Source organism: Amycolatopsis japonica, from assembly GCF_000732925.1.
GTDB lineage: Bacteria > Actinomycetota > Actinomycetes > Mycobacteriales > Pseudonocardiaceae > Amycolatopsis > Amycolatopsis japonica.
The window spans coordinates 6765041-6791855 of record NZ_CP008953.1; the positions used below are offsets into that span (position 1 = coordinate 6765041).

The window sequence follows — 26815 nt, forward strand, 5'->3', positions numbered from 1 at the left end:
GATACGTCACGGAAAGAGCGATCGACATGACACAAACGCTGCAACGGCCACCCAACACCGTGGAGCCGATGCTCGCGGGCGAAAAGTCCGGCACCGAAACCTTCCTGGTCAAGCTGTTCGCCGTCGTTCCGCTGCTGGCACTGGCCGCGGCGGTCCCCTTCGCGTGGGGCTGGGGCCTCGGCTGGACCGACGTCGCCCTGACCATCGGGTTCTACTTCCTGACCGGCCTGGGTGTGACCATCGGCTTCCACCGCTACTTCACCCACGGCGCGTTCAAGGCGAACCGCGGCCTGCGGATCGCGCTCGCCGTCACCGGCAGCATGGCCATGCAGGGTCCGGTGATCGGCTGGGTCGCCGACCACCGCCGTCACCACGCCTTCGCCGACCGCGAGGGTGATCCGCATTCCCCGTGGCGTTACGGCACTTCGGCCGCCGCGCTCGCGAAGGGTTTCTGGCACGCCCACATGGGCTGGCTGTTCGACCGGGAGAAGACCAACGCGCAGCGGTTCGCCCCCGACCTGCTCGCCGATCGCGACATCGCCCGGATCGACCGCTGGTTCCCGGCGTTGACCGTGGTCACCTTGCTGGCCCCGGCCGTGATCGGCGGGCTGGTGACGATGTCCTGGTGGGGCGCGCTGACCGCGTTCTTCTGGGCGAGCCTCGTCCGGGTGGCCGTGCTGCACCACGTCACCTGGTCGGTGAACTCCCTGTGCCACATGATCGGTGACCGGCCCTACGCCGCCCGCGACAAGTCGGCGAACTTCTGGCCCCTGGCCATCGCCTCCATGGGTGAGTCGTGGCACAACTCCCACCACGCCGACCCCACCGGCGCCCGCCACGGCGTCCGCCGCGGCCAGCTCGACATGTCCGCGCGCTTCATCTGGCTGTTCGAGAAGCTCGGCTGGGCCACCGACGTCCGCTGGCCCAAGCCGGAACGCCTGGCACGCAAGCTCAACCCCGGCTACTTCGCGGCACCCCGCGGGTTCGGCAAGCTCGAGCGCGGCCTGTTCACCGAGACCCCGGACCGGCAGCACGGGAGCCGGTCATGACCGCCGTTGGTGACGAGGTCCGCCTGCAGCTGAAACCGGCCGCCGCCGGCGGGTACGTCGACGGCGCGTGGTGGCCGCGCTCCCGCGACGCCGGGGTCGAGTTCCCCGGCGTGCTCGCGGCGGTGCGCGACCAAGCGGACACCCTCGCGCTCGTCGGCACGCAGCAGCGGCGCCTGATCCTGGTCGTGGTGGCGCCGGACACCACGACCAGCGCCGAGGACATTCTCGCCGGCCCGGGTGCGCCGCCGGCGGCGCACCCGGGCCGGCCCTGACCACGTGAAGCGTCGCCGCTCGCCGGGTGCCCTGGTGGCCGGGCGGGTACGCTCGGTGGACGCAGCCGCGGTAGCGGTGCTGATCCGGGCCCGGTGGCGTCCGCGTTGGTGGGGCGCTCTCGAACACCGACCCGGAGGGAACCCGATGCGGGAACGCGGCGCTCGCCGGTGGTGGGTGCGCGGTGGCTGAGGTCGAGAACCTGCGCGCGAGCGTGCTGGCCGCGCTGGGCGAGGACGGAATCGGCAGCGGGGTCGACGTCGTCGGCCGCGTGTGCCGGGCGTGTGTGCGCTTGCTGCCGGTGGACGGCGCGGCGGTGTCGGTGGTGGCCGGTACCGGGAACCGCGAGATCGTCTACGCCAGTGACGCGGTGAGCACGGCGCTGGCGGAGCTGCAGTTTTCCCTCGGTGAAGGTCCGTGTTTCGAGGCTCAGGCCGCGGGCGGGCCGGTCCTGGTGCCGGATCTGGCCGCCGGGCCGCCGCCGGCGTGGCCGGTGTTCGCCGCGGAGGCCGCGGCGCAGCCGGTGGCCGCGTTGTTCACGTTCCCGGTGCAGATCGGGGCGGTGTGGGTGGCGACCCTCGACACCTACCGGTCGACGCCGGGCTCGCTCGACGCCACCGACCTGTCGACGGCATTGCAGGTGGCCGACATCGCGGCACTCGCCCTGTCGGGGCTACCGGACGGAGGCGAACGCTGGCTCGACGGCGACGGGCAGTGGATGGACGGCGCGGGGATGCGGTTCCGGGAGGTGCACCAGGCCACCGGGATGCTGATCGCGCACCTGGACCTGCCCGCCTCGGCCGCGTTGGCGCGGCTGCGGGCCTACGCGTTCGGCCACGGGCGTTCCCTGCTGGAGGTCGCGGCCGACATCGTCGCCAGGCGGCTGCGATTGGACGAGGAGTTCCGGTGAGGAGCACCATGAAGGCGGCTGAGGATTCAGGAGATGGTGGGCATGCCCGACCGTGAACGACAGGTGACCCAGGCGTTCGTCGCGCTGGCGGACACGCTGGTCGACGACTACGACGTCGCGGATTTGCTGCATACGCTGGTGGTGCAGTGCGTGGAACTGCTCGACGTCGCGGCGGCCGGGCTGACGCTGGCCGACGAGCGGGGCGGGCTGCAGGTGCTGGCCTCGTCCACCGAACAGGCGCGGCTGCTCGAGCTGTTCCAGCTCGACATCGACGAAGGCCCGTGCATCGAGTGCTTCACCACCAGCACCCCGGTCCTGGTGGCCGACATCGCCGCGGCGGCGGGGCGGTGGCCGCGGTTCGCGGCCGAGGCGGCCAGGGACGGGTTCGCGTCGGTGCACGCGGTGCCCCTGCGGCTGCGCCGGCAGACGATCGGGGCGCTGAATCTCTTCGGTCACTCCCCCGGTGAGCTGTCGGCCGACGACGTCGCACTGGCGCAGGGACTGGCCGACACCGCGACCATCGGGATCCTCCACGAACGGGCCTTCCGGCAGGGCGAGATCCTCTCCGAGCAGCTGCAGACCGCGTTGAACAGCCGGGTGATCATCGAGCAGGCCAAGGGCGTGCTCGCCGTCAGCGGGCAGCTGAGCATGGACGCGGCGTTCACGGCCTTGCGCGGCTACGCGCGGCGGAACAACCGCCGGCTCAGCGACGTGGCCCGCGCCCTGGCCGACCGCACCCTCGCGCCGGCGCTCGTGCTGGCGCCGTCGACGGTGAGCCGCCCGCACTGAATCCTTTGTGGACTGTCGAGCGAAAGGTGCCGAACGGTCCGCTGGTGTGACCAACGGCCCTCGCGCCCGCGGACGCGGCGCGGTCATGCTGCGAGACGGCCGACCGGCTCCCGACGGCAGGAGTTGCCCATGCGGTTCCGTGATCGCCGGGAGGCGGGCGAACGACTGGCCCTCCGCCTGCGCCCGCTGCGCGGCGACCGCGCCGTGGTCCTCGGCTTGTCCGAGGGCGGGCTCGTGGTCGCCGCCGAGATCGCCGACGTCCTCGGGGCGCCGCTGGACATCCTGCTCACCTCACGGATCGAGGCCGCCGGACCGCCGCCGGTGCTGCTCGGTGCCGTCGGGGAGGGCGGCCTGGTCGTCTGGGACCACGGCGCCATCCGCCGGTTCGACATCTCGGCGGACGGGCTCACCCGGCTCGCCGGCCGGGCACGGGACGGCTTGGCCCGGCAGGTCGCCGTCTACCGGCGCGACGTCGCGCCGGTGCCGATCGCCGGCCGCACAGTGGTACTCGCCGACGACGGTGCCGCCACCGGCACGACCGCGCACACGGCGATCCGCGTCCTGCGCGCCTGCCAGGTGCGCCGGATCGTGCTCGCGGTCCCGGTCGCTCAGGCGCCCGTCCTCGACCGGCTCGCCCGCGAGGTCGACCAGTTCGTCTGCCTGCGCCCGCTGCCCTGGCTGCACGCCGTCCGCAACAGCTACCGGAAGTTCCCGGCGGTCGCCGACACTGACGCGCTCGAACTGCTGCACCGCGATCCCCGCCTGCCGACCGAGGTCCCACGGTGAGGTCCACAATGGACTGAGGTCACCCCCGGCAAGCGCACGGCGACCTCGTCACCCAGGGTGGCACCGCCCGCCAGCTCGAGGTGGTCGCCGCTCCAGAAACGACCCGGGTCGTACCAGTTCGGCCGGCGGCCCGCGGGCAGCACGCCCGCCTCGACGCCACGCCGCCCGGATCCGGCGGCGAAGCGAACTGAGGACGGCTACGCGTCCACCGGTTCCGGCCGGGCGGGGATCCGGCCGCCTTCGACCTCCCAGCGCTGCACCGCCGTGTCCTCGTCGAGGGCGGCGAGCAAGGTATCGACAGTGTCGGCGTTGCCCCGGCGCGTCGCGGTCAGCAGCGCGTGGTGCGCGAGGTCCGGATCGGCGTCCGGCGGGATCACCAGCAGCGTCAGCCGGCGGCGTGCGCCGAGCCCGATCACGGTCAGGGTGGCGGTGTGCGGCGACCGGAAGCCTTCGAGGCGGACGTCGCCGTGCTCGTCCCCGGAACGCAGCCGGCGCGGGGTGGGTGGCCAGGCCGCGAGGTGGTAGGTGACCCGTTCGATCCGGCCCAGCCGGGCGGTCAGTGCCGGGAGCAGCGACGGCAGTTCGACGGTCAGGTCCAGGGAACGGGGCCACCAGGCGCCGTCGACCCACCCCGTGGTGGGTGCTTCCGGCTTCAGCCGCAGCCGCGGCGCGTGGTGGCGGAGTTCGTCGGCCGCTTGCGCGAAGCGCATGGCGTGGGTGGTGTGCGGGACCGACTTCATGCCGGTGCTCCCGTCCCCGGCCGGAGGGCACCGGCCGGACTTGGGGGCCGAGAACGACGCGGGCTTGATCGCCGGCGTGCGAAATGCTCTCGGACAATGTCCATTCTACTCCGGGGGAGGGGCGTTTCGTTCCGCGGCAGCGGGCTGTTCACGCTGCGGTCCCGGTCGGAACGGAATGTCCAGCGCCGCGAAAACGCCGAGCATTTCCGCGTTTTCCGCGTCGGTGTCGGCGACGAGCATCCGCACGCCTTCGTGTTCGGCCGAGACGACGAGCTGTTGGAGCAGCAGGGCCGCCACACCGAGGGTGGGGCCACGGCCGTCGACGACCAGCGCGACCGCCGCTTCGGCCGGGTCCGCAGGGCGACGGCAGCGTGCCGCGGAGGCGGGCGGGTCGTTGCGGCCTCTCCGTCCCAAGTGGACCGTCTGGAAAGGACTGTCCGCAGGTGTGGCAGCAGGGCTTCGCTGATCTCCCAGGTCGCGGAGTTCCACGGGTAGGACGGGCTGTGGTCGACGGCGTAGTAGGTCCATCGCGGAGCGACCCAGCCCCGGAACGCTCACCACACCCCAGGACAGCCGGTACGGGAGCTTGTTCCGCCAGCCCGTGTGCACCCCGGCCCCCGCTTCCGGAGACGAGAGCGAACGCTTTCCGCATCGCCGGTCTGCTGCGTCCGGCAAGCGGGCGTACGACCCGTCCGGCCGCGCCCGGCGGTGACATCGGTCCTTCGGGACGAAGTGCTTGTCCCGTTACGAGCAGCGAGTGAACCTCGTCGAGCACACGGTGAAGGAGAATTCGCCGCTGTCCGCCGAAGAAGCCCGCGCTGGCGATCCGGTTGCCGCGGACGCTCGAAGAGATCCCCGAGAAGATCCGGTGAACGCACCGGTTCGTGGTGGCGACTGGTGACCACCGCGAATCCAGCCGCAACAGGCCGGGGCGGACCTCGGACCATCCGATCAACAGGAGCGGCCCTACCGCGTCGAACGCCGCCTTACCGAATTCGCTCGCGACAAGGGGCTCTGCCACGTTCAGTGCGAGCGTGACCACGCTGGCGAAGATCAGCAGCCGACGACGACGCCCATGACCACGGTGACGGCCTGCACGACGGTGACCCGTCCGAAGCCGTTCGCGTCGACACCGCTGCACAACGGGTCTCGGGTGGGGATGCCTCGTTCGCGCTGCTTGTTCAGCACCGTGGTGTGGTTGACGCCCAGGTGGTCGCTGACTCGCGCGAGGGACCAGCCGAGGTTGATGCCGAACCGGTCACCGAGCTCGTACTTCCGCTGACCAGGGAGGGTTTTTCGTTCGCCGACCACGCAAACGACTCAGCTGATGAAGCCCGCCGACTTGAGCCAGTCGCGGGCGACCGTAGCCGCTTTCTGCCCATCGACACTGACCTTCTTGTTCAGGTCGGTGAGCGTCGCGGTGTCGAGCTTCGCGGCGATCGGCGTGAAGACCTGCTCCAGCTGCGGGTATTTCCGGGCGAGCGGAGTGGCGATCGTGATGGCCGGGTTGTACGTCGGGAAGAAGTGCTTGTCGTCCTCGAGCACGGTCAGGTGCTGCGCGGCCACGCGACCGTCGGTGGAGGCGACCGAGCCGAAGCCGCACGGGTCCCCCTTGCCGATGCTCGGGTAGACGACGGCGTCGTTGAGCAGGTGCACCTGCGGGTCGGGCAGGCTGAACCCGTAGGCCTTCGCCAGGCCTGGGAACCCGTCGTCCCGGCTCTTGAACTCCGGGCCCATACAGGTCGAGGCCGCGGCCGGGTCCCGGTTCACCAGGGCCGCGTAGTCGGACAGCGTCTTCACGCCGGTCCGGGTCAGTGTCGCCGGGTTTCCGGCGAGGGCGTAGGTGTCGTTGGCCGGCGAGCGTGCCCACCAGGTGACGCCGTTGGCGGCGTCGGCCTGTTTGACCGCGTCGTACTGCGCCTGCGGGTCGCTGATCGGCTTGGTCTGGTTGAGGTAGCTGATCCAGGCGGTGCCGGTGTATTCCCAGTACAGGTCGACCGCGCCGCTGGTCAGCGCCTGTCGGACGTTGCTCGAACCGGTGATGTTGGTCTTGTCCTCCGGGCTCGCCCCGGCCGCCTGCAGGGCGACGATGGCGATCTGGCCGAGGAGCAGCTGCTCGTCGAACTCCTTGGAACTGACGCGGATCTGGGCGCCGTTCAGCGCGTCGATCTTCTTGATGGATCCCGCGCCCACTTGGGCACCGGTCTCTTCCTTACCGATGGTGCAGCCCGCCGCGAGCGACGCTGACGCGACGAGCGCGAGTACGGCGGCGGTCGTGCGCCGGAGCATCCGCATGGGTGAGTCCTCCTTGAAGTCGGTCGAGCTACATTCCGCGCGGACGCAGGACCTCCTCGGCGACCAGCCCCAGCCAGTCGGCGAAAAGCGCCAGTGCGGCGACGATGATGCCGAAGGTCAGGCTCAGGATCGGCCGGTCCAGCCCGATCCCGGCGACGAGCCCGCCGCCGAGACCGCCGCCGTCGATGAACGTCGCCAGCGTCGCGCTCGCGACGGTGAGCACCAGCGCGGTCCGGATCCCGGCGAGAATCACCGGGACGGCCAGCGGCAGTTCGATCCGCCACAGGATGGCCGTCTTGCCCATGCCCATCCCCCGCGCGGCGTCGACAAGGGTCGGATCGACGCCGTCGAGCCCGACGATCGTGTTGCGCAGCACCGGCAAAGTCGCGTAGACGACGAGCGCCGTCACCGCGGTCGCGGTGCCCGTGCCCATCCAGAGCGCGAGCAGTACGACGAGGCCGATCGACGGGATCGCCTGGCCGAGGTTGCCCAGACCCAGCCCGATGGGCCGGGCCCAGCGGGCACCGGCGCGGGTGAGCAGGACGCCGAGCGGGAGGGCGATGGCGATCGTGCACGCCGTCGAGATCAGGGTGAGCCGCAGGTGCTCGCCCAGTTCGGTGAAGATCGCGCCGGCGTTGAGGAAACGCTGTTCGATCGAGTCGATCGGATGCGCGCGCACGATCATGAAGAGCGCCAGCAACGCGAACGTCAGCAGAACCGGGCGTATCAGCAGCCCGAGCCGGCGCCGACGAGGCCGCGCGGGCACCGTGGTGTCCGGCCGAGGCACCTCCTCCACATCCGGGACCGCGGGCGCCTTGTCGGTGGACCTCAGCGCCGCGACCAGAATGGACACGTCGCACACCCCCAGCGGCGGCGCGGTGACGCCTTCGGTGATCACGACGGCGGTGCTGCCGGTCCGCACCATCACGTCGAGCACGTCCCGCAAGGTGGCGTCGGGCCGGACCGGCGGAAGACCGTCCGGCCCTTCTTCCTGCCAGAGGTCCAGGTCGGCCACCCGGATCAGCGCGAGCCGCTTCAGGTTCCGCTTCGAGCCGGCGAAACTCGCGACGTAGTCGTCCGCCGGCGCGGCGAGGATCGCCTGGGGCGTGTCGTATTGAGCGATCACCGACCGCGGCCGCAGCACGGCGATCCGGTCGCCGACCTTCAGCGCCTCGTCGAAATCGTGCGTGACGAACACGATCGTCTTGCGCACTTCCCGTTGCAGGCGAAGGAATTCGTCCTGCAGCCGGGCGCGCGTGATCGGGTCGGTGGAGCCGAACGGCTCGTCCATCAACAGGACCGGCGGGTCCGCGGCCATCGCCCGCGCCACCCCGACGCGCTGCTGCTGACCGCCGGAAAGCTCACGCGGGTACCGGATACCGTGCTCGCGGGTCAGGCCGACGACGTCGAGCAACTCGCGCACGCGGTCGGCGACGCGTCGCCGGGTCCAGCCGAGCATCCGCGGCACGACGCCGATGTTGGCGTCCACGCGCAGGTGCGGGAAGAGCCCGATCTGCTGGATGACGTAGCCGGTGTTGCGCCGATGTTCGTCGACGTCGAGCGCCGACACGTCGGTGCCGCCGATCGTGACGGCGCCCGAAGTCGGCTCGACGAGCCGGTTGATCATCCGCATGGTCGTCGTCTTGCCGCATCCCGACGGACCGGTCAGCACGACGATTTCGCCCGCGGGGATGCGCATCGTCAGGTTTTCGACCGCCGGTACCGCTCGTCCGGGGTAGTGCTTGCCGACGCCCCGCAGCTCGATCGTCTCGCCGCCCATTCCGGCCGCCGCCCCCGAAGTCACCGGGGCCGCCGTTCCGCGGACACGGGGACGTCGTCGTGTGGTCAGCTTCCCGGCCAGCACGAAGGCCAGGTCGAACAGCAACGCCAGCACCATGATCCCGAGCGTTCCGGTGAGGACCTGGTTCAGCGAGTTGACCGAACCGAACCGGCCGAGCCCGTCGAAGATCTCGTTGCCGAGGCCGGGACCTTTGACGTACGCGCCGATGGCCGCGATACCGATCGTGATCTGCGTGGAGACCCGGATACCGGAAAGGATCACCGGCCAGGCGAGCGGCAGGCGCACGCGGAACAGCAGCCGCGCGCGGCCGAATCCCATCCCGCGCGCCGCGTCCACCACGGCCGGATCGACACCACTCAGCCCGACGATCGTGTTGCGCGTGATCGGCAAAAGCGCGTAGAGCACCAGCGCGCACAGGACATTCGTCAGCCCCAGCCCGAACGGGCCGATCAGGATGCCCAGCAGCGCGATCGACGGAATGGTCAGGAACGCCGCCGTCGTCGTGGTCGCCATCGCGCCGAGCCACCGCCGCCGGTAGGTGAGCAGGCCGATCGTCATCCCGATCAGCACGGCCAGCGCCATCGCCGCCAGAGTGAGATCCACGTGCAGGATCGCGTCGTTCACGACGTCGATCCAGTTCTCCCGGAGGTACTCCGACAGGCTCAGGGCGCCGCTCCTCGACGTCGCAGGGGCAGAAAAAAGCCGACCACGTCAGGTTCGGCCCGGTCTCAGCCCAACATGTCCGCGGTACTCCTGTCCACAGCTCGACTTGAAAGATTCGGCGCCGCTCGACCGGACCGCCCCTTTAGGGTGACCGCATGTCGCTGGTGGGAAGAGACGTCGAGCTGGCGCGGGTGCACGGTCTGCTGGCGAACGCGCGCGACGGACGGAGCGGTGTACTGGCGTTGCGGGGCGCGGCGGGCATCGGGAAATCGGTCCTTGTCGACCACGCGGTGTCGATCGCCGAAGCCGAGGGCGTGCGCGTGGTCCGCGGGGCGGGGGTCGAGTCCGATTCCGAGCTGGCGTATGGCGGTCTGCACCAACTCCTGTTCCCGCATTTGACTCGGTTGGACGCCCTGCCCGCTCCTCAAGCCACGGCACTGCGGTGTGCTTTCGGCTTGGCCGAAGGAGATGAGGCCAACCGGTTCCTGATCTCCGCCGGCACCCTGTCGTTGCTCGCTGATCTGGCCGAGGATGCCCCGCTGCTGTGCGTCGTAGACGACCTGCAATGGCTCGACCAGGGTTCCGTGGAGGCGCTGTTGTTCGCGGCCCGGCGTTTCGTGGCCGACCGGATCGCGATGCTGTTCGCGGTGCGCGAGACGTCGGCGCCGTTCGAGATGGCCGGCATCGAGGTCGTGGATCTGTCGGGCCTCGGAGCGCCCGATGCCGCCCGGTTGCTGGACGACCACGCGCCGGATCTCGTCGAACCGGTGCGGGCCCGGGTCCTCGCGGAGTCCGGCGGCAATCCGCTGGCGATCATCGAACTCGGATCGTCGCGGCTCGCCGCACGCGACGTCGACGAGCCCGATCCGGCCGAGCAGGTCGGTCCGTTGCCGGTGACCCGCCGCGTTCAGGAAACGTTCCGCCGCCAGATCGTCGAGCTTCCCGAACCCACCCAACGCGCGCTTCTGGCAGCGGCGGCGGACACGGCGGCGCCGCTCGCGACGATCCTGCGGGTGATCGAAGCGCTCGGTGGCGTCCCCGGCGACCTGGCGCCCGCCGAACGCTACCGGCTGCTCCGGATCGGCAGCCGGATCACGTTCCGCCATCCGCTGGTCCGGGCGGCCGCCTACCAGGACGCGCCGCTGCACCGGCGGATCGAAGTACATCGCGCGTACGCCGACGCGCTGGAGGCCGACGCGGACCGCCGCGCGTGGCATCTCGCCGCCGCCACCACGAGCCCCGACGAGACGGTGGCCGCCGAACTCGAACGCGCGGCGGAGCGGGCCTGGCACCGAGGCGGCGCGATGGCGGTGTCCGTCGCCTACGACCGCGCCGGCCGGCTCAGCGCCGACCGCGAACTGAAGGCCCGGCGTATCGCCCGCGCCAGCCAGGCCGCGTTCGACGCGGGCAAGGCCGACCGCGCCGCCCGGCTGGCTGCCGAAGCGCTCTCGCTCACCACCGAGCCCGGCATCCGGGCCGACGCCATCTACACACGTGGTGCCGTGGAGTACGAACGCACCTCCCCTCGGGCCGACGCGGAGCTGGCGATCGGAGCCGCGGAGCTGGTGCGCGACACCGATCCGGAGCGCGCCGCGCTCAACTTCTTCGAGGCCGTGCACGCCGCCCGGCACGGAGCGGCGCACGACCTGCTGCGGCGTGCGACGGAGCTGATGCGCGGGTTCACCCCACCGGAGCATTGGGCACCCGTCGTCACCGCCCTTTTCGGCTGGGCCGAGCTCTTCGCCGGGCGCCCGGAAGCGGCCGTCGGCCCGATGCGCGACCTCTACACCACCACGGGCGGCGGCGGGAACGACCTGATGCATCGCGTCACGGCCGGGTTCGGCGGGCTCATGATCGCGGACGACGACGGCGTCGTCGCCGGGACCGAGGACATGCTGGCCGAGGTGCGGGCCACCGGGGCGTTGGGCTGGGTCCCGTACACCCTGAACGTGCTCGCCGTCGCGCGGCTGTTCCGCGGTGAGTTCGCGGACGCCCGCGCGTGTGTGGCGGAAGGCGCGTCCGTGGCCGCCGAACTCGGGAACACGACCGAGCGCCTGGCGCACCGGTCGATCGAGGTGTGGTTGCACGCCGTCTCGGGCGACGAGCCGCGCTGCCGGGCGCTCGCCGAGGAGGTGCTCCCGCGAGCCCGGGCCCGGCACCGGGTCAACGCCGAGATCGCGGACTGGGGTCTCGGCGTGCTCGACCTTTCCGCCCGGCGGTTCAAGGAAGCGGCCGACCGGCTCGAGAAGGTGTTCCAGGGACCCGCGAGCCGCGATCTCCTGATGCGCGTGGTGCCGGATCTGGTGGAGGCCGCCGTGCGCACTGGCGAGCCGGATCGCGCCCGCGAACCGTTGGCGGCCTTCCTGCACTGGGCCGGGCACGTCGACCGCCCGGTCGCCACCGGACTCGCGTTGCGTTGCCAGGCCCTCCTGGCGGAAGACGCCGACGCGCTGTACACCGAAGCGCTGCGGATCCAGGAGCGGCACGGCGGTCCGTACGAGCACGCCCGCACCGAGCTGGTCTACGGCGAGTGGTTGCGTCGTCAGCGCCGCCGGACCGAGGCCCGCGCCCATCTCGCGGCGGCGGTGTCCGCGTTCGAGGACCTCGGCGCGGAGCTCTGGGCCGAACGCGCTCGCGGCGAGCTGGCCGCTTTCGGCGAGCGGGGCGACGAGCCCCGGCGCAGCGGCCCGCTCACCCTGTTGACCCCGCAGGAGCTTCAGGTCGTCCGGCTGGCCGCCACCGGTCACACGAACAAGGAGATCGCCGCGCAGCTCTTCCTCAGCCCGCGGACCGTCGGCCACCACCTCTACAAGGCGTATCCGAAACTCGGCGTCACCGGTCGTGCCGAGCTGGCAGGCATCATCCGGTCCCCGGATACCGGTCACGATGACTGATTCGCCGACCGGGGTCTCCCGCATAGCTTTGCGGCACAGCACCGACGACGAGGAGACGACCATGACGAAGTACTTCCTGAGCCTCCCCCACGACGCCGCCGAAGAGCCGACGATGGCGGACATGGACCCCGCCGAGCTGCAAAAGATCATGGCCGAGGTCGGCGCGTTCAACACCGCCCTCGAGGAGGCGGGCGCGTTCGTGACCGCCGGTGGTCTGCAGCCGCCGTCGACCGCGACCACGGTGGACTACTCCGGCGACAGCCCCGTCCTCACCCCGGGTCCGTTCGTCGAGGCCAAGGAGTACCTGGGCGGCTTTTGGATCATCGAGGCCGAAAACGACGACGTCGCGATCGAATGGACCAAGCAGGCCTCGCGTGCGTTGCGGAGCCGGGTCGAGGTCCGTGCGCTCCAGGAGGAGCCCCCTGCCTGAAACGCCGTGTGGAGGGCGGACCGGGATCGGTCTCGCCCTCCACACGGGGATACAGCCGGTCATCGCCGGACCGCCGGTTCACCTCCGCCGACCTCACTGGGAGTGCGCAGCGTCGCCATGGCCAGGAAGCCACCGGCGATCGCGATCCCGGCGGCGCCGAGGAACGCGGCCGAGTAGCCGCCGGTCAGCGCGACCGGGTCGCCGGCCCGCCCCGCACCGGCCGACACGGCGACCGCGGTCATCGCGGCCAGGCCGAGCGCCGACCCGATCTGGTACGAGGTGTTCACGATCCCGGACGCGAGGCCGCCTTCCTCCGGTTTCGCGCTGGAGATCGCGGTGCCGAGTGACGGGATGAACGCCAGCGCCTGACCCAGGGCCGCGACCAGCGACGCGGGCAGGACATCCACGACGAAGTTCCCCGTCGGACTGACGAAGGACAGCCACACCAGGCCCGCGGCCAGCGCCCACAGCCCACCGATGATCATCTTCTTCGGCCCGAACCGGCCGATCAGCTTCGGCGCGACCGCGACCATCAGCACGACGATCAGCACCGTCATCGGCAGCAGCGCCGCGCCACTGGCGAACGCGCCGTAGCCAAGGACCTGCTGCAGGTACAGGTTGAGGAAGTACCACATCGGGATCCACGCCGCGCCGAGCAGGAACTGCGCCAGGTTCGCGCCGCCGAGGTTCGGCGTCCGGAAGATACCCAGCCGCACCAACGGGACTTCGCGCTTCCGCTGGATCGCGACGAACACCACGAGCAGGGCGATACCGCCGGCCAGCGCGCCCCACGTACCAGCCGAGGCCCAGCCCGCTTCCGGTGCGCGGACGACGCCGAACACGGTCAGGCCGAGGCCCGCGGTCGCCGCGATGGCGCCGGCGATGTCGACCGAGCCACGCCGGGCCGGGGCGGACGGCATCAGCTTGCCGGTCGCCACGATCGCGACCAGTGAGATCGGGACGTAGAGCCAGAAGATCCACGGCCACGACAACCATTCGGTGATCACGCCGCCGAGGAACACGCCTGCGGTGCCGCCCGCGGGAGCCGCCGCACCGTAGAGCGCGAGCGCCTTGGTCAGTTCGCGAGGACGCGCGCCGAACAGCATCATCAGCAGGGTCAGCGCGGACGGCGCGATCAGTGCCGCTCCGGCGCCTTGCAGCACCCGGCCGAGCAGTTCGACCCAGGCGGTGCCCGCGACCGCGGCGACCACGGAACCGCCGAGGGTGACGACCCAGCCGGCGGTGAACATCCTCCGCGCGCCGAACAGGTCCGAGAGACGTCCGCCGAGCAGGAGCAGCCCGGCGAGCGCGATGACATAGGCGTTGAACACCCACGATAGGTCACCCGGGGAGAACCCGAGGTCCTGCTGCATCGCCGGGAGGGCGACGCCGATGATCGAGGTGTCCATGATGACCATGAACTGGGCCAACGCGATGAGTCCCAGTGCCCACCACCGTCGTGGGTCCGGGGTTGTCTCCGCCATGACGACCGTCCTTTCAGGATCTTGTTACCCCTAGGGGGTATTGCGGAGTTGAAGGTAGACCCGATCGACGTCGTCGCACAAGTACCCCCAGGGGGTATTAATGTAGCGGTGGTCACAGACGATTCTTGGCGGCAAACCGTTGCGCGGCAGCAAGTAGGTCGACAGTTACCCCTTACAGGTATAAGGTTCCGGCGACCGACAGACGAGGAGGAGCCGTGCAGCGTCTCAAGTCGCTTGATCCGGCCGACGCGCCGTCGAAGTCCGCCGCGTTGCTCGGCGACATCATCGAACGACGTGGCTCGGTGGGCCCGATGGTCTCCGTGATGGCCAACTCCCCCGCCCTTCTTCAGGGCTACCTCGACCTCTCGCGCGCCATGAAGCGGGCCAAGCTTCCCCGGGCGCTCGGCGAGAAGATCTCACTCGCCCTGCAGGAATGGATCGGTTGCGCTCTGTGCCTGCAGGCGCACACCCGGGCCGCGCGGGCCGCCGGGCTCGGCGACAACGACATCGCGCTGGCCCGCCAGGGCACCTCCACCGATCGGCGCGAGGCCGCGCTGATCGCGTATGCCGTGCGAGTCCTCGCCGAACCGTCGTCGATCGGCGACGAGGACGTCGCCGAATTGCGGCGACACGGCTGGAGCGACCAGCACATCGCCGACACGGTGGGGCTGGTGTCCCTCAACCTGCTCACCGGTTCGTTCAATCTCGTCGCAGGACTCGAACCCGCGCCTGCCGAGCAGTCCACAAAGGAGAAACACGATCATGTCGGCTGAGCACGACCACTCGCACCACGAGCACCAGCACCACGGTGACCACAGTGGACATGCGGGCCATGAAGACCACCGGCCGGGCAAGGTCTCCTGGGGTATGGCGGCGTCGGCCACCCTGCACTGCCTCACCGGCTGCGCCATCGGCGAAGTGCTCGGCATGGTGATCGGCACCGCGCTGGGCTGGGGCAACCTCGCCACCATCGTGCTCGCCGTCGCGCTGGCGTTCGTCTTCGGCTACGCCCTGACGATGCGCGGTGTCCTGCGCGCGGGCGTCGGTTTCAAGCAGGCCCTCAAGGTCGCGCTCGCCGCCGACACCGTCTCGATCATCGTCATGGAGATCATCGACAACGGCGTGATGCTCGTCGTCCCCGGCGCGATGGAGGCCGGTCTCGCCAGCGGGCTGTTCTGGGGCGCGCTCGCCTTCGCCCTCTTCGTCGCCTTCCTGCTCACCACGCCGGTCAACAAGTGGCTCATCGGCCGCGGCGCCGGACACGCGGTCGTGCACGCTTACCACCACTGATTCACGACGGACAAAGGCCGCCCCTGGTGCTTCGGTACCGGGGGCGGCCCTTTGTCGTCACAGCGTTCTGATCGACGGTGGGCCGGTTGCGAAAGCCACTTTCGCAACGTTGAAGGTTGCGAAAGTGGCTTTCGCAACGTCAGCGGAGGCTCGCCGTGCTGCGGAATCCCTTGAGCCGCAGGCTGTTCGTCACCACGAAGACCGAGCTGAACGCCATCGCGGCACCGGCGATCATCGGGTTGAGCAGCCCGGCCGCGGCCAGTGGCAGCGCCGCGACGTTGTAGGCGAAGGCCCAGAACAGGTTGCCCTTGATGGTGCGCAGCGTCCGCCGCGAAAGCCGGATCGCGTCCACCGCCGCCCGCAGGTCACCGCGGACGAGGGTGAGATCCGACGCCTCGATGGCGACGTCCGTGCCGGTGCCCATGGCGAGGCCGAGGTCGGCCTGCGCCAGCGCGGCCGCGTCGTTGACGCCGTCGCCCACCATCGCGACCACCTTGCCCTCGCCCTGCAGCCGCTTGACCACGTCGACCTTGTCCTTGGGCAGGACTTCCGCGATCACCTCGGTGATCCCGACTTCCGCGGCCACCGCACGGGCCACGGCCTCGTTGTCCCCGGTGAGCAGGACCGGGGTCAGGCCGAGCGCCCGCAGCTGCGTGATGGCTTCGGCGGAGGTCGGCTTCACCGTGTCGGCGACGACGAGGACGGCGCGAGCCTTCCCGTCCCAGCCGACGGCGATCGCGGTGCGGCCGTCCTTCTCCTCGGACGCCTTCATCTCCGCGAGGTCCGCCGGCAGGTGGTGCGCCCACTCCTCCAGCAGCGCGCTGCGTCCGGCCAGCACCGCCTTTCCGTCGACGATCCCTTGCACGCCAAGGCCTTCGACGTTGGTGAACTCCTCGACCGCGGGCAGCTCGCCCACCCGCTCCCGCGCCGCACGGGCGATGGCCTGCGCGATCGGGTGCTCCGAAGCGTTCTCCAGCGCACCGGCCAAGCGCAGCGTCGTCTCCTCGTCGACACCTTCGGCGACGTGGACCGCCACCAGCGACATCTGCCCGGTGGTCACGGTGCCGGTCTTGTCGAGCACGACCGTGTCGACCGAGCGTGTGGACTCCAGCACTTCCGGGCCCTTGATCAGGATCCCGAGCTGTGCGCCCCGTCCGGTGCCCACCAGCAGCGCCGTCGGCGTCGCCAGCCCCAGCGCGCACGGGCAGGCGATGATCAGCACGGCCACCGCCGCGGTGAACGCCGCCGCGACCGAACCGCCGGCCCCGAGCCAGAACATCAGCGTGCCGACGGCGAGCGCGATCACGATCGGCACGAACACACCCGAAACCCGGTCGGCCAGCCGCTGGACCTGGGCCTTGCCGGTCTGCGCGTCCTCCACCAGTTTCGCCATCTGCGCCAGCTGCGTGTCCGCGCCGACCCGCGTCGCACGGACGACGAGCCGCCCGCCCGCGTTGACCGTCGCGCCGACCACGGCATCGCCGGGCCCGACCTCGACGGGGACGCTCTCACCGGTCAGCATGCTCGCGTCGACGGCGGAGCTGCCTTCGGCGATCACGCCGTCGGTGGCGATCTTCTCCCCCGGCCGGACCACGAACCGGTCCCCGACGACGAGCCGGTCGACCGGGATCCGCTCTTCCTTGCCGTCACGGAGCACGGCGACGTCCTTCGCGCCCAGCTCCAGCAACGCGCGCAGCGCGGCACCGGCCTGGCGCTTGGACCGCGCCTCGAAGTACCGTCCGGCGAGGATGAACGTCGTCACCCCGGCGGCGACCTCGAGATAGATGTTGCCGTCCCCGGCCATCCGCTCGACGGTCAGCTCGAAGGCGTGCGTCATCCCCGGCGTCCCCGCGCTGCCGAACAGCAACGCGTACAGCGACCACAGGAACGCGGCGAGCGTGCCCATCGAGATCAGGGTGTCCATGGTGGCCGCGCCGTGGCGCAGATTCGCCCACGCAGCCTTGTGGAACGGCCACGCCGCCCACACCAGCACCGGCGCGGCCAGCGTCAGCGAGATCCACTGCCAGTAGGTGAACTGGAACGCCGGCACCATCGCCAGCAGGATCACCGGCACCGACAGCACCGCGGAACCGATGAGCCGCTGCCGCAACGGCGCGATCGGGTCGGCCTCTTCGGCGGGCCCGTCCGGCTGCTCCTGTTTCGGCGGAGCCGGCAGGGCGGCCGCGTAACCGGCCACCTCCACCTGCTCGATCAGCCGCTGGGGTTCGATGTCCCCGCTGTAGGTGACTTTCGCCTTCTCCGTGGCGTAGTTGACCGTGGCGGTGACGCCGTCCAGCTTGTTCAGCTTCTTCTCGATGCGCATCGCGCACGACGCGCAGGTCATCCCGGTGATCGCGAGTTCGACCTCGGCCGTGGTGGCCTGGTCCAGATCGGAAGTCATCGTGGTCACTCCTTTCCGGCTCGGCCTCAGCCGTGTCCGCCGTGGCCGTCGCCGGCCGCCGGGGGTGGGGTCTGGTTCTGGGGCGCCGAAGCGGCCGGGGCGGGTGTGCCCGCGGTGGCGACGGTGAATTCGGCGGTGCGGACCTTGCCCTGGTGCTGGAAGTCCAGAAACAGCCGGTAGGTCCCGCCCGAGGGGACTTCGGCGAAGAAGGTCACCGTGGGGCCGGGTTTCGTGCGGCCGTCTCCGGGCTCGCCGTCCGGGTGGACGTGCAGGTAGGCGAGGTCGCCACCGCGCAGTGCCACCAAATGCCCGTAGGCGCCCAGATACGGCTGCAGGTCGGTCACGTCACGGCCGTCCTTGGTCACCGTCAAGGTCACCTTCGACGCTTTGCCCGGCGCCAGCTCGCCGTCCAGGCGGACCTGGTAGCCGTCGACGTTCGCGACACGTGAGGGCTGGTACTCGACGGGTTTGAAATCACCCGCGGCAGCGACGTCGACACCGAGTGTCGAGGCCGAGCCGCCCGTCGGCTTGAAGTCCGCGAAGACGCGGTAGCTGCCTGCCTCGGGCAGGGCCAGCGGGACACTCCACACGCCGTCGGGCGCGAGTTCGGGATGCACGTGCTGGAATCCCGCCGTGTCGCGACGGACGACGATCAGGTGCATCCGCTTTTCGTGTTCGACGTCGTACGCGGTGACCGGTGCGCCGTCGGGGCCGAGAATCCTGAAGGAGAAGGGCTGGTTCGTCCCCGGCGTGAGCGTCGTGGTGGTGGGCGTGAGGGTGTAGCCGCCCCTGGACGACGCGAGCCCGCCGGGCTCGTCGGTCGGCGCCGCCTCCGCGACGGTGCCGCTGTGAGCGTCCCCATGCCCGGCGTCCTCGCCGCCGGGAAGGCCGGCAGCGCCGGCGAAAGGACCGACAGCGGTGCCTGCGGCCCAGGCGCCACCGGCGACCAGGGCAAGCGCCACACCGTAGGCGGAGAGCTTCGCAACTGTGTTCATCGTGAAGTCCTTAGTGCGGGCCGTGGCCCGCGATCGGGAGCGAACCGCGGCTCAGGCGGTCAGCTCGTATCCGGCTTCTTCGACGGCGGCGCGCACATCCGCGACAGCGGGCTCCCGGGAGCCGGTCACGGTCACCGCGCCGGTGGGCAGATCCACGCGGACGCCGGTGACGCCGTCGATCTTGCCGACCTCTTCGGTGACGGAGCGGACGCAGTGGTCGCAGGTCATGCCGGTGACGGTGTAGGTGGTCTCGCTCATCTCTGTTCTCCTCCGGATTCGTTGCGGTGCTTCAGGAACGGACGAGGCGGGCGATGACGTCGGTCGCCTCTTTGATCTTCTCGTCGGCCTCGTCGCCGCCCTTGGCGATGGCGTCGGACACGCAGTGCCTGAGGTGCTCGTCCATCAACCCGAGCGACACCGACTGCAACGCCTTCGTGGCCGCGGACACCTGCGTGAGGATGTCGATGCAGTACTTGTCCTCTTCGACCATTCGCTGCAGGCCCCGGATCTGTCCTTCGATCCGCCGCAGCCGGGTCAGGTATTCATCCTTGCCTTGCGTGTATCCGTGCATCTCGACCTCCTGACGAGGACTCTACATACCCTAGGGGGGTAGGGCAACAGGCATACCCCGGTGGCGTATGTCACCACGCGCTCGCACGGCAGCCGCCTTCGACGCACCGCCCCCGGGCGGGCATGATTGGGACGTCCGCGAATCCCGACTCGAGGAGTGAGCGTGGCCGATCACGGCGACGACAAGGAGCGCCAGCTCAAACGCCTGCGACGCGTCGAGGGGCAGATCCGGGGGCTGCAGAAGATGGTCGAGGAGGACAAGTACTGCATCGACGTCCTCACCCAGGTCTCCGCGGCGACCCGCGCCTTGCAATCGTTCTCGCTCGAACTCCTCGAGCGGCACATGGCGGGCTGCGTCGTCGAAGCCGCCGCGAAGGGTGGCCCCGAGGCGGACAGGAAGATCCGGGAAGCCTCCGAAGCGATCGCGCGCCTGGTGCGCTCCTGACCCTTAGGCACAAAAGAGCGGGCGGGTGACCTCACGGCACCCGCCCGCTTCTCATTCCGCCCTGGTCGCCGTGAACCCGGTCCGGACATGGGCTCCGTCGCAGAACGGCTTCTTCGCCTGATACGGCCCGTTGCCCACGACCTTGATGACGACGGCCGGCTCAACTTCGTTGTCGGCCATCGCCTTCAGCCGACCACCTCGTAGCCTGCCTCTTCGACCGCGGATCGCACCAGCTGCGCGTCGACCGGCCCCTCGCTCACGACGGTCACTTCACCGGTCGCGATGTCCGCGTCCACGTCGCTGACCCCGGCCACACCGTTCACCGCCGTCGTCACCTTGTTCATGCAGCCCGAGCAGGTCATGCCCTTGACCGTGTACACGGTGGTGTCCATCCGCCTTCACCCTCCGGTTCGAGTTACTTTACCCCCGTAGGGTATCTCACAGGGTGCGGACGCGGCAAAGTCCGTGAAGGCCTCCTTAAGGGACTCAGGGTCCCTCAAGGAGGCCTTCACGGACAGCTGATACGGGGTAGGGGTTTACAGGTCGGACTTCAGGAGCTCGTCGGCGTCCTTCACCAGCACCATCACGTCCTGATGGCGATCCCACGCCGCCTCGTCGTACCCGGCGAGACGCAGGCCGGGAGCCTCCAGGGCGCGCTGCACCGCCCAGCCGGGCGAGCTGAGCGAGATGCCGTAACCGTCGTTGCCCGCGTAGTCGTTGTAGCCGAACCCGCACGCCTTGTACGCGGCGAGCACGCGGTCGGTGGCACGAGCGTCCAGCCCGTAGTCCTTGCCCGCCTCGGCGCGCATCGCCACCCGGCGGCCGTGCGTGGTGACCACCGCGACGCCGCCGGGAGCCAGCGCGCGCGAGAAGTAGCGCAGCAGCGGACCCCAGTTCGGAGCATCGAGATGAGTCAGCACCGAACCGCACCACAGCAGGTCCACATCGGTCACCTGCTCGATGTCGTCGACATCAGGGGCGCCGATCACCGGCCGCGCGCCGAACGCCTCCGCGCAACCGGCCAGCGCCGCCTGGTCCATGTCGCACCCGATCAGCTCCGCCGCCGGGAAAGCGGCCCGCAGCGAACGCATCACCCGGCCGTAACCACACCCGAAGTCCAAGACCCGCTTCGGTACCGGCCGCCCCGTGACCTGCAACGCGGCGAGCACCGCACGCAAGGCGTCCCTGGACACGCTCATGTAGTGCTCGGTGTTGTTGCCCGCGAACATGCTGTCGTCTTCGGCGATCGTCGTGCTGACCCCGGCCATGATGCCCGCGACGGTCTCGTCCAACGTCTCGCTCATTCGTCCCCCTGGAAGGTCGGCCCCGCACGGTAACCGTAGCGGGCCCGCATCCCGCGGTCACGAACGGTGGTTCGAATGACCCCTGTGCCCAGTGCCGGGCGCGATCTACCGTCGGGCAAGCGATTTCCGAATTCGAAGGGAACACCATGGCCCGTTTTTCGCGCCTTGTCACGCCGGTCGCGGCGACAGCGCTGATTCTTTTGTCGCAGGTTTTCGCCACGAACGCCAGTGCCGCGGCGGCGGGCGCCGACAGCATCGATGTCGGACCTGTCAGCATGGCCACCTCGATGAACTGCTGGGGTGAACGCAGATCCGTGGGTGACGCGTGGGTCACGCTGAACGGGGACCGCGTCACGGTGCGAGACCACTGTGCCGACGGGAATCCGGTCATGGCCCGGGTGCAGATGACCGTCAACGGAACCCCGCGGCTTTGGACGTGTTACAACCATTCGGGTGGTGGAACCACCAAGGTGTGCGACTTCGATTGGCCCGAAGGATACGTCGGATTCAAAACGGTGATCTTCTTCGCCTGGGACGGTATCCGCGAATACAAAATGGGAACCCTGCGGCACTGGCGCGACGGGTAGGTCCGCCCTCGCCCGCGCCCGTGCGCCACACTGGTGACGGTGATCGGCCTGCGGGGAGGGTGCGGTGGAGTTTCAGGTGCTGGGTCCCCTGCGGGTCCGACGCGACGGGCGGGACGAGGCGCCGGCGGGAAGGCTGCAGGGCATCCTGCTCGGGGTGCTGCTCGCGCGGGCGAACCAGCCGGTGCCGGTGGACGTGCTGACCGGCGCGTTGTGGGGCGACCGGCGAGATCCTCGGCACGCGCAGAGGCTGCAACTGCACGTTCATCGGCTCCGTGGGCTGCTCGCGGAGCCGGAGCGGCTGTCGTTCGGCGAGGCGGGCTATCGGCTGCGGGTGCTGCCGGGTGAGCTGGACTCGGAGCGGTTCGCCTCGCTGTTCGAGGAAGCGCGCGAAGTCGCGGACGAGGATCCGCAAAGGACGGTCGACGTCCTGCGCGGGGCGCTGGGCCTGTGGCAGGGCGACCCGTTCCGCGACGTGGACGTCCCGCTGCTCGCCGACTGGGCGCAGCGGCTCGCCGAGCTCAGGTCGGTCGCGCTGGAGACGCTCTACCAGGCCGAACTCGCCTGCGGGCTGAACGCGGCGATCATCGGCGAACTGACGGAGCTGGTGCGCCGGTATCCGGTTCGCGAGCGGCTGCACGGCCTGCTCATGACCGCCCTCTACCGCGCCGGGCAGCAGGCCGAAGCGTTGCAGGCGTATCGCACGGCACGGGACACGCTCGTCGAAGAACTCGGCGTGGACCCGGGGCCGGAGTTGCGTGAACTGCACCAGCGCATCCTCGCGGGAGAGTCGCTGGGGCCGGACGAGAAGGCCCCGCTCGCGAGCGTTCCCGCTCAGCTGCCGGTGGATGTGCGCGGTTTCGTGGGTAGGGACGCCGAACTCGCGGAGCTCGACGGCCTCCTCGCCACCGGGGAGACCGCGGTGGTCTCGGCTGTCGCCGGAACCGCCGGAGTGGGCAAGACGGCGCTGGCCGTGCGCTGGGCACACCGGGTGCGGGACCGGTTCCCCGACGGCCAGCTGTACGTCGATCTGCGTGGCTACGGCCCCGACCAGCCGGTCTCGCCGGAAGACGCGCTGGCGGGCTTCCTGCGCGCGCTGGATTTGGACGGTGCGGCGATTCCGCAGGACCTCGCCGAGCGCGCCGCGCGGTTCCGCACCCTCGTCGCCCGGCGCCGGATGTTGATCGTGCTGGACAACGCCCGCACGGTCGAGCAGGTGCGCCCCTTGTTGCCCGGTAGCCCGTCCTGTTTCGTGGTGGCGACCAGCCGCGACGCGCTGGCCGGCCTCGTCGCGCGCGAGGGCGCCCACCGGCTCGATCTCGATCGGCTGCCGGGCGAGGACGCCCGCGTCCTGCTCCGCGAACTGCTCACCGACCGGGTGGACGCCGAACCCGAAGCCGCCGCCGCGCTGGTGGAACGGTGCGCCCGGCTGCCCCTGGCCCTGCGGATCGCCGCCGAGCTGATCCGGTCACGGCCAGCGCGCGGCCTCGGTGAATTCGTCGACGAGCTTTCCCGTCAGCAGGACGCTCTCGATCTGCTGGACGTCGACGGTGATCCGCAGACCGCCGTGCGCGCCGTGTTCTCGTGGTCGTACCGGAAGCTGGACGCGGTGGCGGCCAGGATGTTCCGGCTGCTCGGCCTGCACCCCGGGCACGACACGGACGATCACGCCGCGGCGGCCCTCGCCGGTATCGGGCCGCGGGAGACTCGCCGCGCGTTGGACGTGCTGCGGCGGGCCCATCTCGTCGATCAGTCTCCCGACGGCCGCTACCGTTCCCACGACCTGCTGCGGGCGTACGCCGCCGAACTCGCCGAATCCACCGACAGCGCGGACGAACGCCAAGCGGCGTCGAGCAGGCTGCTCGACCACTACCTGTTCACGGCCTCGGCCGCGATGGACGTCATCGCGCGAGACGATTACGCCCCGAGGCCGAAAGCGCCCGCACCCCACGGGGAAGCACCGGCGTTCTCGACCTACGACCACGCGTGGCGCTGGCTCGACGCCGAGCGGGCCAACCTGCTGGAGGTCTGCGGGCACGGCGGACCGGCGTCGGTGATCCACCTGTCGGAGACCGTGTGGCGTTACCTCGACACCGGCGGCTTCTACGACGATGCCGATTCCCTGCACACTCGTACGGTCGACGCCGCCCGCGAGCTGGAAGACGAACGCGCGGAAGCGAAGGCGCGACGCGCGCTCGGTGTCACGATGTCCCGCAGGGGCCGGGACCGCGAAGCGATCGACCATCTCGAGTGGGCGATGGCCGCGTTCCAGCGCACCGGGGATGCGGGGTTCGAGGCCGCGACGCTGAGCTTTCTCGGCTGTGTGTACGGGAAGAGGGGTGAGCTGGAGGAGGCCCATCGCAGATTCGAGCGAGCACTCTCGCTGACCGACCCGGACGAAAGCTGGTATCTGCACTGCGCGGTCAGGATCAACCATTCGCAGAACCTGCTGAGCCTCGGCCTTCCCGAAGAAGCCAAGCAACACCTCGACGTGGCTTTCGCCCTGTGCCAGGAAAATCACGATGAACACATCGAATGCAACGCGGTCAACCTCCTGGCCAAGATGTATCTCCACAGCGGACACGACGACGATGCCTTCGACCACGCTCAGCGCGGTTTGGCCCTCGCCAGGGCCGCTAGTTTTCGCACTCAGGAAGCCGACTGCCTGAGGGTTCTGGGAGCGGTGCACCGGCGCCGGGGCGACGGCGAACAGGCCTTGCGCCACCATGAGGAAGCGGCGGCACTCGCTCGTGCCATCGGTGACACGGAACTGATCACCGAGGCCCTCAACGCGCTCGGCGCCACCCACGCGGCCGCGGGACGGCATGCCGAAGCCCTCCACAGTTACGGCGATGCGCTGGCCGTGGCCACCGAGGCGGGCCACCGCGAGCAACTGGCGCACGCCCACGCCGGTATCGGTGACGTCCACGCCGAACGGGACGAGCACGACGAGGCCCGCCGTCACTGGCTGCGAGTACTCGACTTCTACCGCGACCTCGACGTCCCTCAGGCCGCCGAAATCCGGGCGAAGCTCAGCCGTTTTGGCCACGGCTGAACGGGTTCCGTGGGTCGTTATCGGGACATCCCAGACCGCCGAGGGCCCGGATCGTCGTCCCAGTCCGGCTCGAAATCGAACTGCCGGGGCCTCCGTGAACTCGGCGGCGCGAAGGCGTTGCGACGGTCTTCCGCCCTGCGCCGGATCGCGGCGACGCGCTTGTGCCAGCGTTGTGTCAGGGCCGCGGATCGCTCCGCGCCGGCCCTCTCCGCCGCGTAGCACCGCTCGGCCCTGGCCGCGATCCGGTGCCGGTTGCCCTCGATCCGGTCGGCGAACCGCTCGCGCATCCGCTCGATGCGCTCCTCCCCCGTCATCGCGGCATCACCTCCCGCCGCCCGCCGGCACTTTCCCGCGCGCCCTGTTCGAGCATTTCCCGCATCACACCGAGGATCTCCTCGAACCCCTCGTCGGTGGCGTCGCAGACGTCCCAGAACGCCTCGACCCTCGTCTCCACCACCGGCACCAGGTTGCCGTCGCACCACTCGGACGCCGACTGCCGGACTTCGGCCTTGACGTCGTCGCTGATGTTCAGGCACTCCTGGTCGGCCGGAATGCCGAACTGCGAGGCCACATAAAGGATGTCCTCGTCGCTCGCCCCTCCCTTGGCGACCGTGACCAGCCGGTCGACGATGTCCGGCACGATCCCGTTGATGGCCGGCGAGAACAGGCCGTTCACGGTCTGTGCCTTGGTCACGCACAACTGCTCCAATGCGCCGCGGACCTCGGTCAGCACCTTGCCGGCGTTGTCGAGCTCCTTCATCAAGGCCTTGGCCCGGTCCACCGCGTCGTCGTAGCGCGACGACGCGGTGTCCGCGGCCTCCCCCTCCCATTCGGCGAACAAGTCGCCCTGGGCCGTGATCAGCTCGTCGACATGGTGCTGGAGGCGGCCGGCCGCCTGTACGTACTGGTCGGCCTGGAGGCGGATGCGTTTGAACTCCACTTCACGCTGCTCGCCGTACCGGGCCTTGAAGATCCACTTGTCCACGAACGGGTTTCCGGTCAAGGACGTGCCGCCATCGCCCGAACCACGAGAGGCCGCCCTCGATCCGCCTCCCCCGCTTCGGTATCGGCAGTACTTCCCCCAGAACAGCTTGAAGAAGTCCAGGCCGACCTCGCCGGAGTCGAAGATCTCCTTCGAGCTCGCGGCGCCGGAACCGCCGGTCGCCTTCAGGTTGTCCGCATAGGACTGGAGCCGATGGGCGTTCTCTCGCTGCTCGTCCAGATCGTCCGCGTACCTGCGCTCGTTCTCCGCCTGGTCGATCGCGGCCCGCATGTCCGCGCTCGGGTTGCCGGATCCGGGCAGCGCGCCGGGGCCCCCGGGATGCTCCTCGCCGTACGTCGCGATGGTCGCGGCGTCGTTGACCGCCTGACTCAACGCGCCGTTGTTGATGGCGTTCGCGGCGTAGTTGTCCACGTACTCTTGGGCGTCGTACTCCTCGATGTACTCCTTGACCTCTTCCGGCACGGTGTCCGGGTCGTACCCGGTCCGTTCCTGGATGAGGACGTCACCCCAGATGTACCCCGTCGCGTAGTCGTAGCTCCACGCGGCGATGAGCTCCCGTTTCGTCTCGTCGGAGACGTCGGGGTCGTCGAGGATCGCCCTGATCTCCTCGTCGGTCGGGCTGACCTGGCCGTTCTCCCCCGCCGGCCGGTACCTCGCCTTGGCCTCGTCCCACCAGGCCATCACTCGCCCCTGTCACGCAGGGCGTCGAGCCGTGACGCGAAGTCCGACTCGGTGTCCCCGTAGACACCGGCGGACTCCCGCAGCAAGCTGGCGATCTCGTCGATGTCGCCGACCAGCCGGACGGCGGCACTCGCCAGTTCCCCGTTCGCGGCGACGTACGCGGCACCGTGTTCCCGGTAGCGGTCGCCGCCGAAGTCCGGCTGCACCACCACGGTGTGCGCCACCTGCCCGCTCACCGACCGAAGCCCCGTACCGATGGTCCCGAGCTCGTCACTCACGTCCAGCAACTTCGCTGGATCGACTTCGTACCCCACGCGATCCCCTCTCGTCCCTGCCCCTTCGAAGAGGTTAGGAACGCGGCTTTCACGCGGCTTTC

29 protein-coding genes and 2 pseudogenes are annotated in these 26815 nt (G+C 70.1%); 13 read left to right on the forward strand and 18 right to left on the reverse strand.

Annotated elements, in window-relative coordinates; translation table 11 throughout:
• Positions 1–26 precede the first annotated feature (26 nt).
• The 5 genes from AJAP_RS31250 to AJAP_RS31270 all read left to right on the forward strand — a co-directional run bounded on the left by AJAP_RS31250 (position 27) and on the right by AJAP_RS31270 (position 3804).
• Positions 27–1049: an acyl-CoA desaturase gene (locus AJAP_RS31250; protein WP_174492057.1), complete on the forward strand. Its 1023-nt coding sequence runs from the start codon at positions 27–29 to the stop codon at positions 1047–1049.
• Complete coding sequence (locus AJAP_RS31255) at positions 1046–1321, forward strand: DUF5994 family protein (RefSeq protein ID WP_038518092.1); 276 nt, start codon at positions 1046–1048, stop codon at positions 1319–1321. The genes AJAP_RS31250 and AJAP_RS31255 overlap by 4 nt, the downstream gene beginning before the upstream one ends.
• Before the next feature lie 182 nt (positions 1322–1503).
• Positions 1504–2229, forward strand: coding sequence for a GAF domain-containing protein (locus AJAP_RS31260; RefSeq protein ID WP_038518094.1), 726 nt, complete (start codon positions 1504–1506; stop codon positions 2227–2229).
• 42 nt (positions 2230–2271) lie between these two features.
• Complete coding sequence (locus tag AJAP_RS31265; RefSeq protein WP_038524221.1) at positions 2272–3018, forward strand: GAF and ANTAR domain-containing protein; 747 nt, start codon at positions 2272–2274, stop codon at positions 3016–3018.
• 129 nt (positions 3019–3147) lie between these two features.
• On the forward strand, positions 3148–3804 hold the full coding sequence (locus AJAP_RS31270; protein ID WP_038518097.1) for a phosphoribosyltransferase: 657 nt from the start codon (positions 3148–3150) through the stop codon (positions 3802–3804).
• Positions 3805–4001: 197 nt separating this feature from the next.
• On the opposite strand, the gene AJAP_RS31275 is transcribed toward AJAP_RS31270, so the two are convergent.
• A complete protein-coding gene (locus tag AJAP_RS31275) occupies positions 4002–4544 on the reverse strand; it encodes a DUF5994 family protein (RefSeq protein WP_228694650.1) in 543 nt (180 codons plus the stop codon).
• Between the two features lie 105 nt (positions 4545–4649).
• Positions 4650–4958 carry a GNAT family N-acetyltransferase gene (locus AJAP_RS31280; protein ID WP_228694652.1) on the reverse strand — a complete coding sequence of 103 codons (309 nt, stop codon included), beginning with the start codon at positions 4956–4958 and terminating at the stop codon, positions 4650–4652.
• A gap of 322 nt (positions 4959–5280) precedes the next feature.
• Between AJAP_RS31280 and AJAP_RS44170 the strand changes: the two genes are divergently transcribed.
• Entirely contained in the window at positions 5281–5445 is a 165-nt protein-coding gene (locus AJAP_RS44170; protein ID WP_267284104.1) for a DUF6307 family protein, read from the forward strand.
• Positions 5446–5597: 152 nt separating this feature from the next.
• On the opposite strand, the gene AJAP_RS44920 is transcribed toward AJAP_RS44170, so the two are convergent.
• The 5 genes and pseudogenes from AJAP_RS44920 to AJAP_RS44935 all read right to left on the reverse strand — a co-directional run.
• Positions 5598–5855 carry a hypothetical protein gene (locus AJAP_RS44920; RefSeq protein ID WP_038518100.1) on the reverse strand — a complete coding sequence of 86 codons (258 nt, stop codon included), beginning with the start codon at positions 5853–5855 and terminating at the stop codon, positions 5598–5600.
• Between the two features lie 9 nt (positions 5856–5864).
• Positions 5865–6839 (reverse strand): glycine betaine ABC transporter substrate-binding protein, encoded by a 975-nt coding sequence (locus tag AJAP_RS31290; RefSeq protein ID WP_038518103.1) that lies wholly within the window; start codon positions 6837–6839, stop codon positions 5865–5867.
• 28 nt (positions 6840–6867) lie between these two features.
• The gene (locus AJAP_RS44925) at positions 6868–7764 is read right to left on the reverse strand and encodes an ABC transporter permease (protein ID WP_321167134.1); all 897 of its coding nucleotides are present in this window, start codon (positions 7762–7764) and stop codon (positions 6868–6870) included.
• Between the two features lie 63 nt (positions 7765–7827).
• Positions 7828–8619, reverse strand: a pseudogene (locus AJAP_RS44930) (ABC transporter ATP-binding protein); the annotation flags it as partial.
• A 141-nt stretch (positions 8620–8760) separates the two neighbouring features.
• Positions 8761–9222: pseudogene (locus AJAP_RS44935) on the reverse strand (ABC transporter permease); the annotation flags it as partial.
• Between the two features lie 236 nt (positions 9223–9458).
• Here AJAP_RS44935 and AJAP_RS31300 point away from each other — a divergent pair.
• Positions 9459–12197 (forward strand): ATP-binding protein, encoded by a 2739-nt coding sequence (locus AJAP_RS31300; protein ID WP_038518109.1) that lies wholly within the window; start codon positions 9459–9461, stop codon positions 12195–12197.
• Positions 12190–12627 (forward strand): YciI family protein, encoded by a 438-nt coding sequence (locus AJAP_RS31305; protein ID WP_228694654.1) that lies wholly within the window; start codon positions 12190–12192, stop codon positions 12625–12627. Before AJAP_RS31300 ends, AJAP_RS31305 begins: the two co-directional genes overlap by 8 nt.
• A gap of 59 nt (positions 12628–12686) precedes the next feature.
• Here AJAP_RS31305 and AJAP_RS31310 read toward each other — a convergent pair whose 3' ends face one another.
• Positions 12687–14111, reverse strand: coding sequence for an MFS transporter (locus AJAP_RS31310; RefSeq protein ID WP_038518110.1), 1425 nt, complete (start codon positions 14109–14111; stop codon positions 12687–12689).
• Between the two features lie 215 nt (positions 14112–14326).
• On the opposite strand from AJAP_RS31310, the gene AJAP_RS31315 reads away from it, so the two are divergent.
• Together AJAP_RS31315 and AJAP_RS31320 are read left to right on the forward strand one after the other, a co-directional pair.
• Entirely contained in the window at positions 14327–14884 is a 558-nt protein-coding gene (locus AJAP_RS31315; RefSeq protein WP_038518113.1) for a carboxymuconolactone decarboxylase family protein, read from the forward strand.
• The gene (locus AJAP_RS31320; protein ID WP_038518116.1) at positions 14874–15401 is read left to right on the forward strand and encodes a DUF4396 domain-containing protein; all 528 of its coding nucleotides are present in this window, start codon (positions 14874–14876) and stop codon (positions 15399–15401) included. Before AJAP_RS31315 ends, AJAP_RS31320 begins: the two co-directional genes overlap by 11 nt.
• A gap of 139 nt (positions 15402–15540) precedes the next feature.
• Here the strand turns inward: AJAP_RS31320 and AJAP_RS31325 are convergent, their stop codons facing one another.
• Genes AJAP_RS31325 through AJAP_RS31340 form a run of 4 tightly spaced genes read right to left on the reverse strand, consistent with a single transcriptional unit; the run spans position 15541 to position 19368 of the window.
• Entirely contained in the window at positions 15541–17802 is a 2262-nt protein-coding gene (locus AJAP_RS31325; protein WP_038518119.1) for a heavy metal translocating P-type ATPase, read from the reverse strand.
• Between the two features lie 26 nt (positions 17803–17828).
• Positions 17829–18797, reverse strand: a complete 969-nt coding sequence (locus AJAP_RS31330) for a hypothetical protein (RefSeq protein ID WP_038518122.1) — start codon at positions 18795–18797, stop codon at positions 17829–17831.
• 51 nt (positions 18798–18848) lie between these two features.
• Complete coding sequence (locus AJAP_RS31335; protein WP_037346490.1) at positions 18849–19055, reverse strand: heavy-metal-associated domain-containing protein; 207 nt, start codon at positions 19053–19055, stop codon at positions 18849–18851.
• A gap of 31 nt (positions 19056–19086) precedes the next feature.
• A complete protein-coding gene (locus AJAP_RS31340) occupies positions 19087–19368 on the reverse strand; it encodes a metal-sensitive transcriptional regulator (protein WP_037346488.1) in 282 nt (93 codons plus the stop codon).
• A 162-nt stretch (positions 19369–19530) separates the two neighbouring features.
• Here AJAP_RS31340 and AJAP_RS31345 point away from each other — a divergent pair, with 162 nt between their 5' ends.
• The gene (locus AJAP_RS31345) at positions 19531–19812 is read left to right on the forward strand and encodes a metal-sensitive transcriptional regulator (protein ID WP_016331924.1); all 282 of its coding nucleotides are present in this window, start codon (positions 19531–19533) and stop codon (positions 19810–19812) included.
• A 51-nt stretch (positions 19813–19863) separates the two neighbouring features.
• Here the strand turns inward: AJAP_RS31345 and AJAP_RS45140 are convergent, their stop codons facing one another.
• From AJAP_RS45140 to AJAP_RS31355, 3 genes are all read right to left on the reverse strand, one after another.
• Entirely contained in the window at positions 19864–19992 is a 129-nt protein-coding gene (locus tag AJAP_RS45140) for a CDGSH iron-sulfur domain-containing protein (RefSeq protein WP_267284105.1), read from the reverse strand.
• Positions 19993–19997: 5 nt separating this feature from the next.
• The gene (locus AJAP_RS31350) at positions 19998–20204 is read right to left on the reverse strand and encodes a heavy-metal-associated domain-containing protein (protein ID WP_038518125.1); all 207 of its coding nucleotides are present in this window, start codon (positions 20202–20204) and stop codon (positions 19998–20000) included.
• A 144-nt stretch (positions 20205–20348) separates the two neighbouring features.
• Positions 20349–21116, reverse strand: a complete 768-nt coding sequence (locus tag AJAP_RS31355) for a class I SAM-dependent methyltransferase (RefSeq protein ID WP_038518128.1) — start codon at positions 21114–21116, stop codon at positions 20349–20351.
• Positions 21117–21262: 146 nt separating this feature from the next.
• Between AJAP_RS31355 and AJAP_RS31360 the strand changes: the two genes are divergently transcribed.
• Together AJAP_RS31360 and AJAP_RS31365 are read left to right on the forward strand one after the other, a co-directional pair.
• A complete protein-coding gene (locus AJAP_RS31360; protein WP_038518131.1) occupies positions 21263–21703 on the forward strand; it encodes a hypothetical protein in 441 nt (146 codons plus the stop codon).
• Positions 21704–21767: 64 nt separating this feature from the next.
• Positions 21768–24755, forward strand: coding sequence for an AfsR/SARP family transcriptional regulator (locus AJAP_RS31365; RefSeq protein WP_038518133.1), 2988 nt, complete (start codon positions 21768–21770; stop codon positions 24753–24755).
• A 17-nt stretch (positions 24756–24772) separates the two neighbouring features.
• Here AJAP_RS31365 and AJAP_RS31370 read toward each other — a convergent pair whose 3' ends face one another.
• The 3 genes from AJAP_RS31370 to AJAP_RS31380 are packed head-to-tail and all read right to left on the reverse strand — an operon-like array spanning position 24773 to position 26753.
• Positions 24773–25069 (reverse strand): hypothetical protein, encoded by a 297-nt coding sequence (locus AJAP_RS31370; protein ID WP_038518136.1) that lies wholly within the window; start codon positions 25067–25069, stop codon positions 24773–24775.
• Positions 25066–26439: a WXG100 family type VII secretion target gene (locus AJAP_RS31375; RefSeq protein ID WP_038518139.1), complete on the reverse strand. Its 1374-nt coding sequence runs from the start codon at positions 26437–26439 to the stop codon at positions 25066–25068. Before AJAP_RS31375 ends, AJAP_RS31370 begins: the two co-directional genes overlap by 4 nt.
• On the reverse strand, positions 26439–26753 hold the full coding sequence (locus AJAP_RS31380) for a WXG100 family type VII secretion target (protein WP_038518142.1): 315 nt from the start codon (positions 26751–26753) through the stop codon (positions 26439–26441). Before AJAP_RS31380 ends, AJAP_RS31375 begins: the two co-directional genes overlap by 1 nt.
• Positions 26754–26815 lie beyond the last annotated feature (62 nt).

Bases quoted from the DNA above. Each gene is read 5' to 3' on its own strand.
- AJAP_RS31270 (WP_038518097.1), top strand. From the start codon at position 3,148: ATGCGGTTCCGTGATCGCCGGGAGGCGGGCGAACGACTGGCCCTCCGC.
- AJAP_RS31310 (WP_038518110.1), bottom strand. From the start codon at position 14,111: ATGGCGGAGACAACCCCGGACCCACGACGGTGGTGGGCACTGGGACTC.
- AJAP_RS31255 (WP_038518092.1), top strand. From the start codon at position 1,046: ATGACCGCCGTTGGTGACGAGGTCCGCCTGCAGCTGAAACCGGCCGCC.
- AJAP_RS31290 (WP_038518103.1), bottom strand. From the start codon at position 6,839: ATGCGGATGCTCCGGCGCACGACCGCCGCCGTACTCGCGCTCGTCGCG.
- AJAP_RS31325 (WP_038518119.1), bottom strand. From the start codon at position 17,802: ATGACTTCCGATCTGGACCAGGCCACCACGGCCGAGGTCGAACTCGCG.
- AJAP_RS31305 (WP_228694654.1), top strand. From the start codon at position 12,190: ATGACTGATTCGCCGACCGGGGTCTCCCGCATAGCTTTGCGGCACAGC.
- AJAP_RS31275 (WP_228694650.1), bottom strand. From the start codon at position 4,544: ATGAAGTCGGTCCCGCACACCACCCACGCCATGCGCTTCGCGCAAGCG.
- AJAP_RS31340 (WP_037346488.1), bottom strand. From the start codon at position 19,368: ATGCACGGATACACGCAAGGCAAGGATGAATACCTGACCCGGCTGCGG.
- AJAP_RS31300 (WP_038518109.1), top strand. From the start codon at position 9,459: ATGTCGCTGGTGGGAAGAGACGTCGAGCTGGCGCGGGTGCACGGTCTG.
- AJAP_RS44925 (WP_321167134.1), bottom strand. From the start codon at position 7,764: ATGGTGCGGACCGGCAGCACCGCCGTCGTGATCACCGAAGGCGTCACC.
- AJAP_RS31355 (WP_038518128.1), bottom strand. From the start codon at position 21,116: ATGAGCGAGACGTTGGACGAGACCGTCGCGGGCATCATGGCCGGGGTC.
- AJAP_RS31375 (WP_038518139.1), bottom strand. From the start codon at position 26,439: ATGGCCTGGTGGGACGAGGCCAAGGCGAGGTACCGGCCGGCGGGGGAG.
- AJAP_RS31330 (WP_038518122.1), bottom strand. From the start codon at position 18,797: ATGAACACAGTTGCGAAGCTCTCCGCCTACGGTGTGGCGCTTGCCCTG.
- AJAP_RS31320 (WP_038518116.1), top strand. From the start codon at position 14,874: ATGTCGGCTGAGCACGACCACTCGCACCACGAGCACCAGCACCACGGT.
- AJAP_RS31335 (WP_037346490.1), bottom strand. From the start codon at position 19,055: ATGAGCGAGACCACCTACACCGTCACCGGCATGACCTGCGACCACTGC.
- AJAP_RS31350 (WP_038518125.1), bottom strand. From the start codon at position 20,204: ATGGACACCACCGTGTACACGGTCAAGGGCATGACCTGCTCGGGCTGC.
- AJAP_RS45140 (WP_267284105.1), bottom strand. From the start codon at position 19,992: ATGGCCGACAACGAAGTTGAGCCGGCCGTCGTCATCAAGGTCGTGGGC.
- AJAP_RS31250 (WP_174492057.1), top strand. From the start codon at position 27: ATGACACAAACGCTGCAACGGCCACCCAACACCGTGGAGCCGATGCTC.
- AJAP_RS31360 (WP_038518131.1), top strand. From the start codon at position 21,263: ATGGCCCGTTTTTCGCGCCTTGTCACGCCGGTCGCGGCGACAGCGCTG.
- AJAP_RS31370 (WP_038518136.1), bottom strand. From the start codon at position 25,069: ATGACGGGGGAGGAGCGCATCGAGCGGATGCGCGAGCGGTTCGCCGAC.
- AJAP_RS31265 (WP_038524221.1), top strand. From the start codon at position 2,272: ATGCCCGACCGTGAACGACAGGTGACCCAGGCGTTCGTCGCGCTGGCG.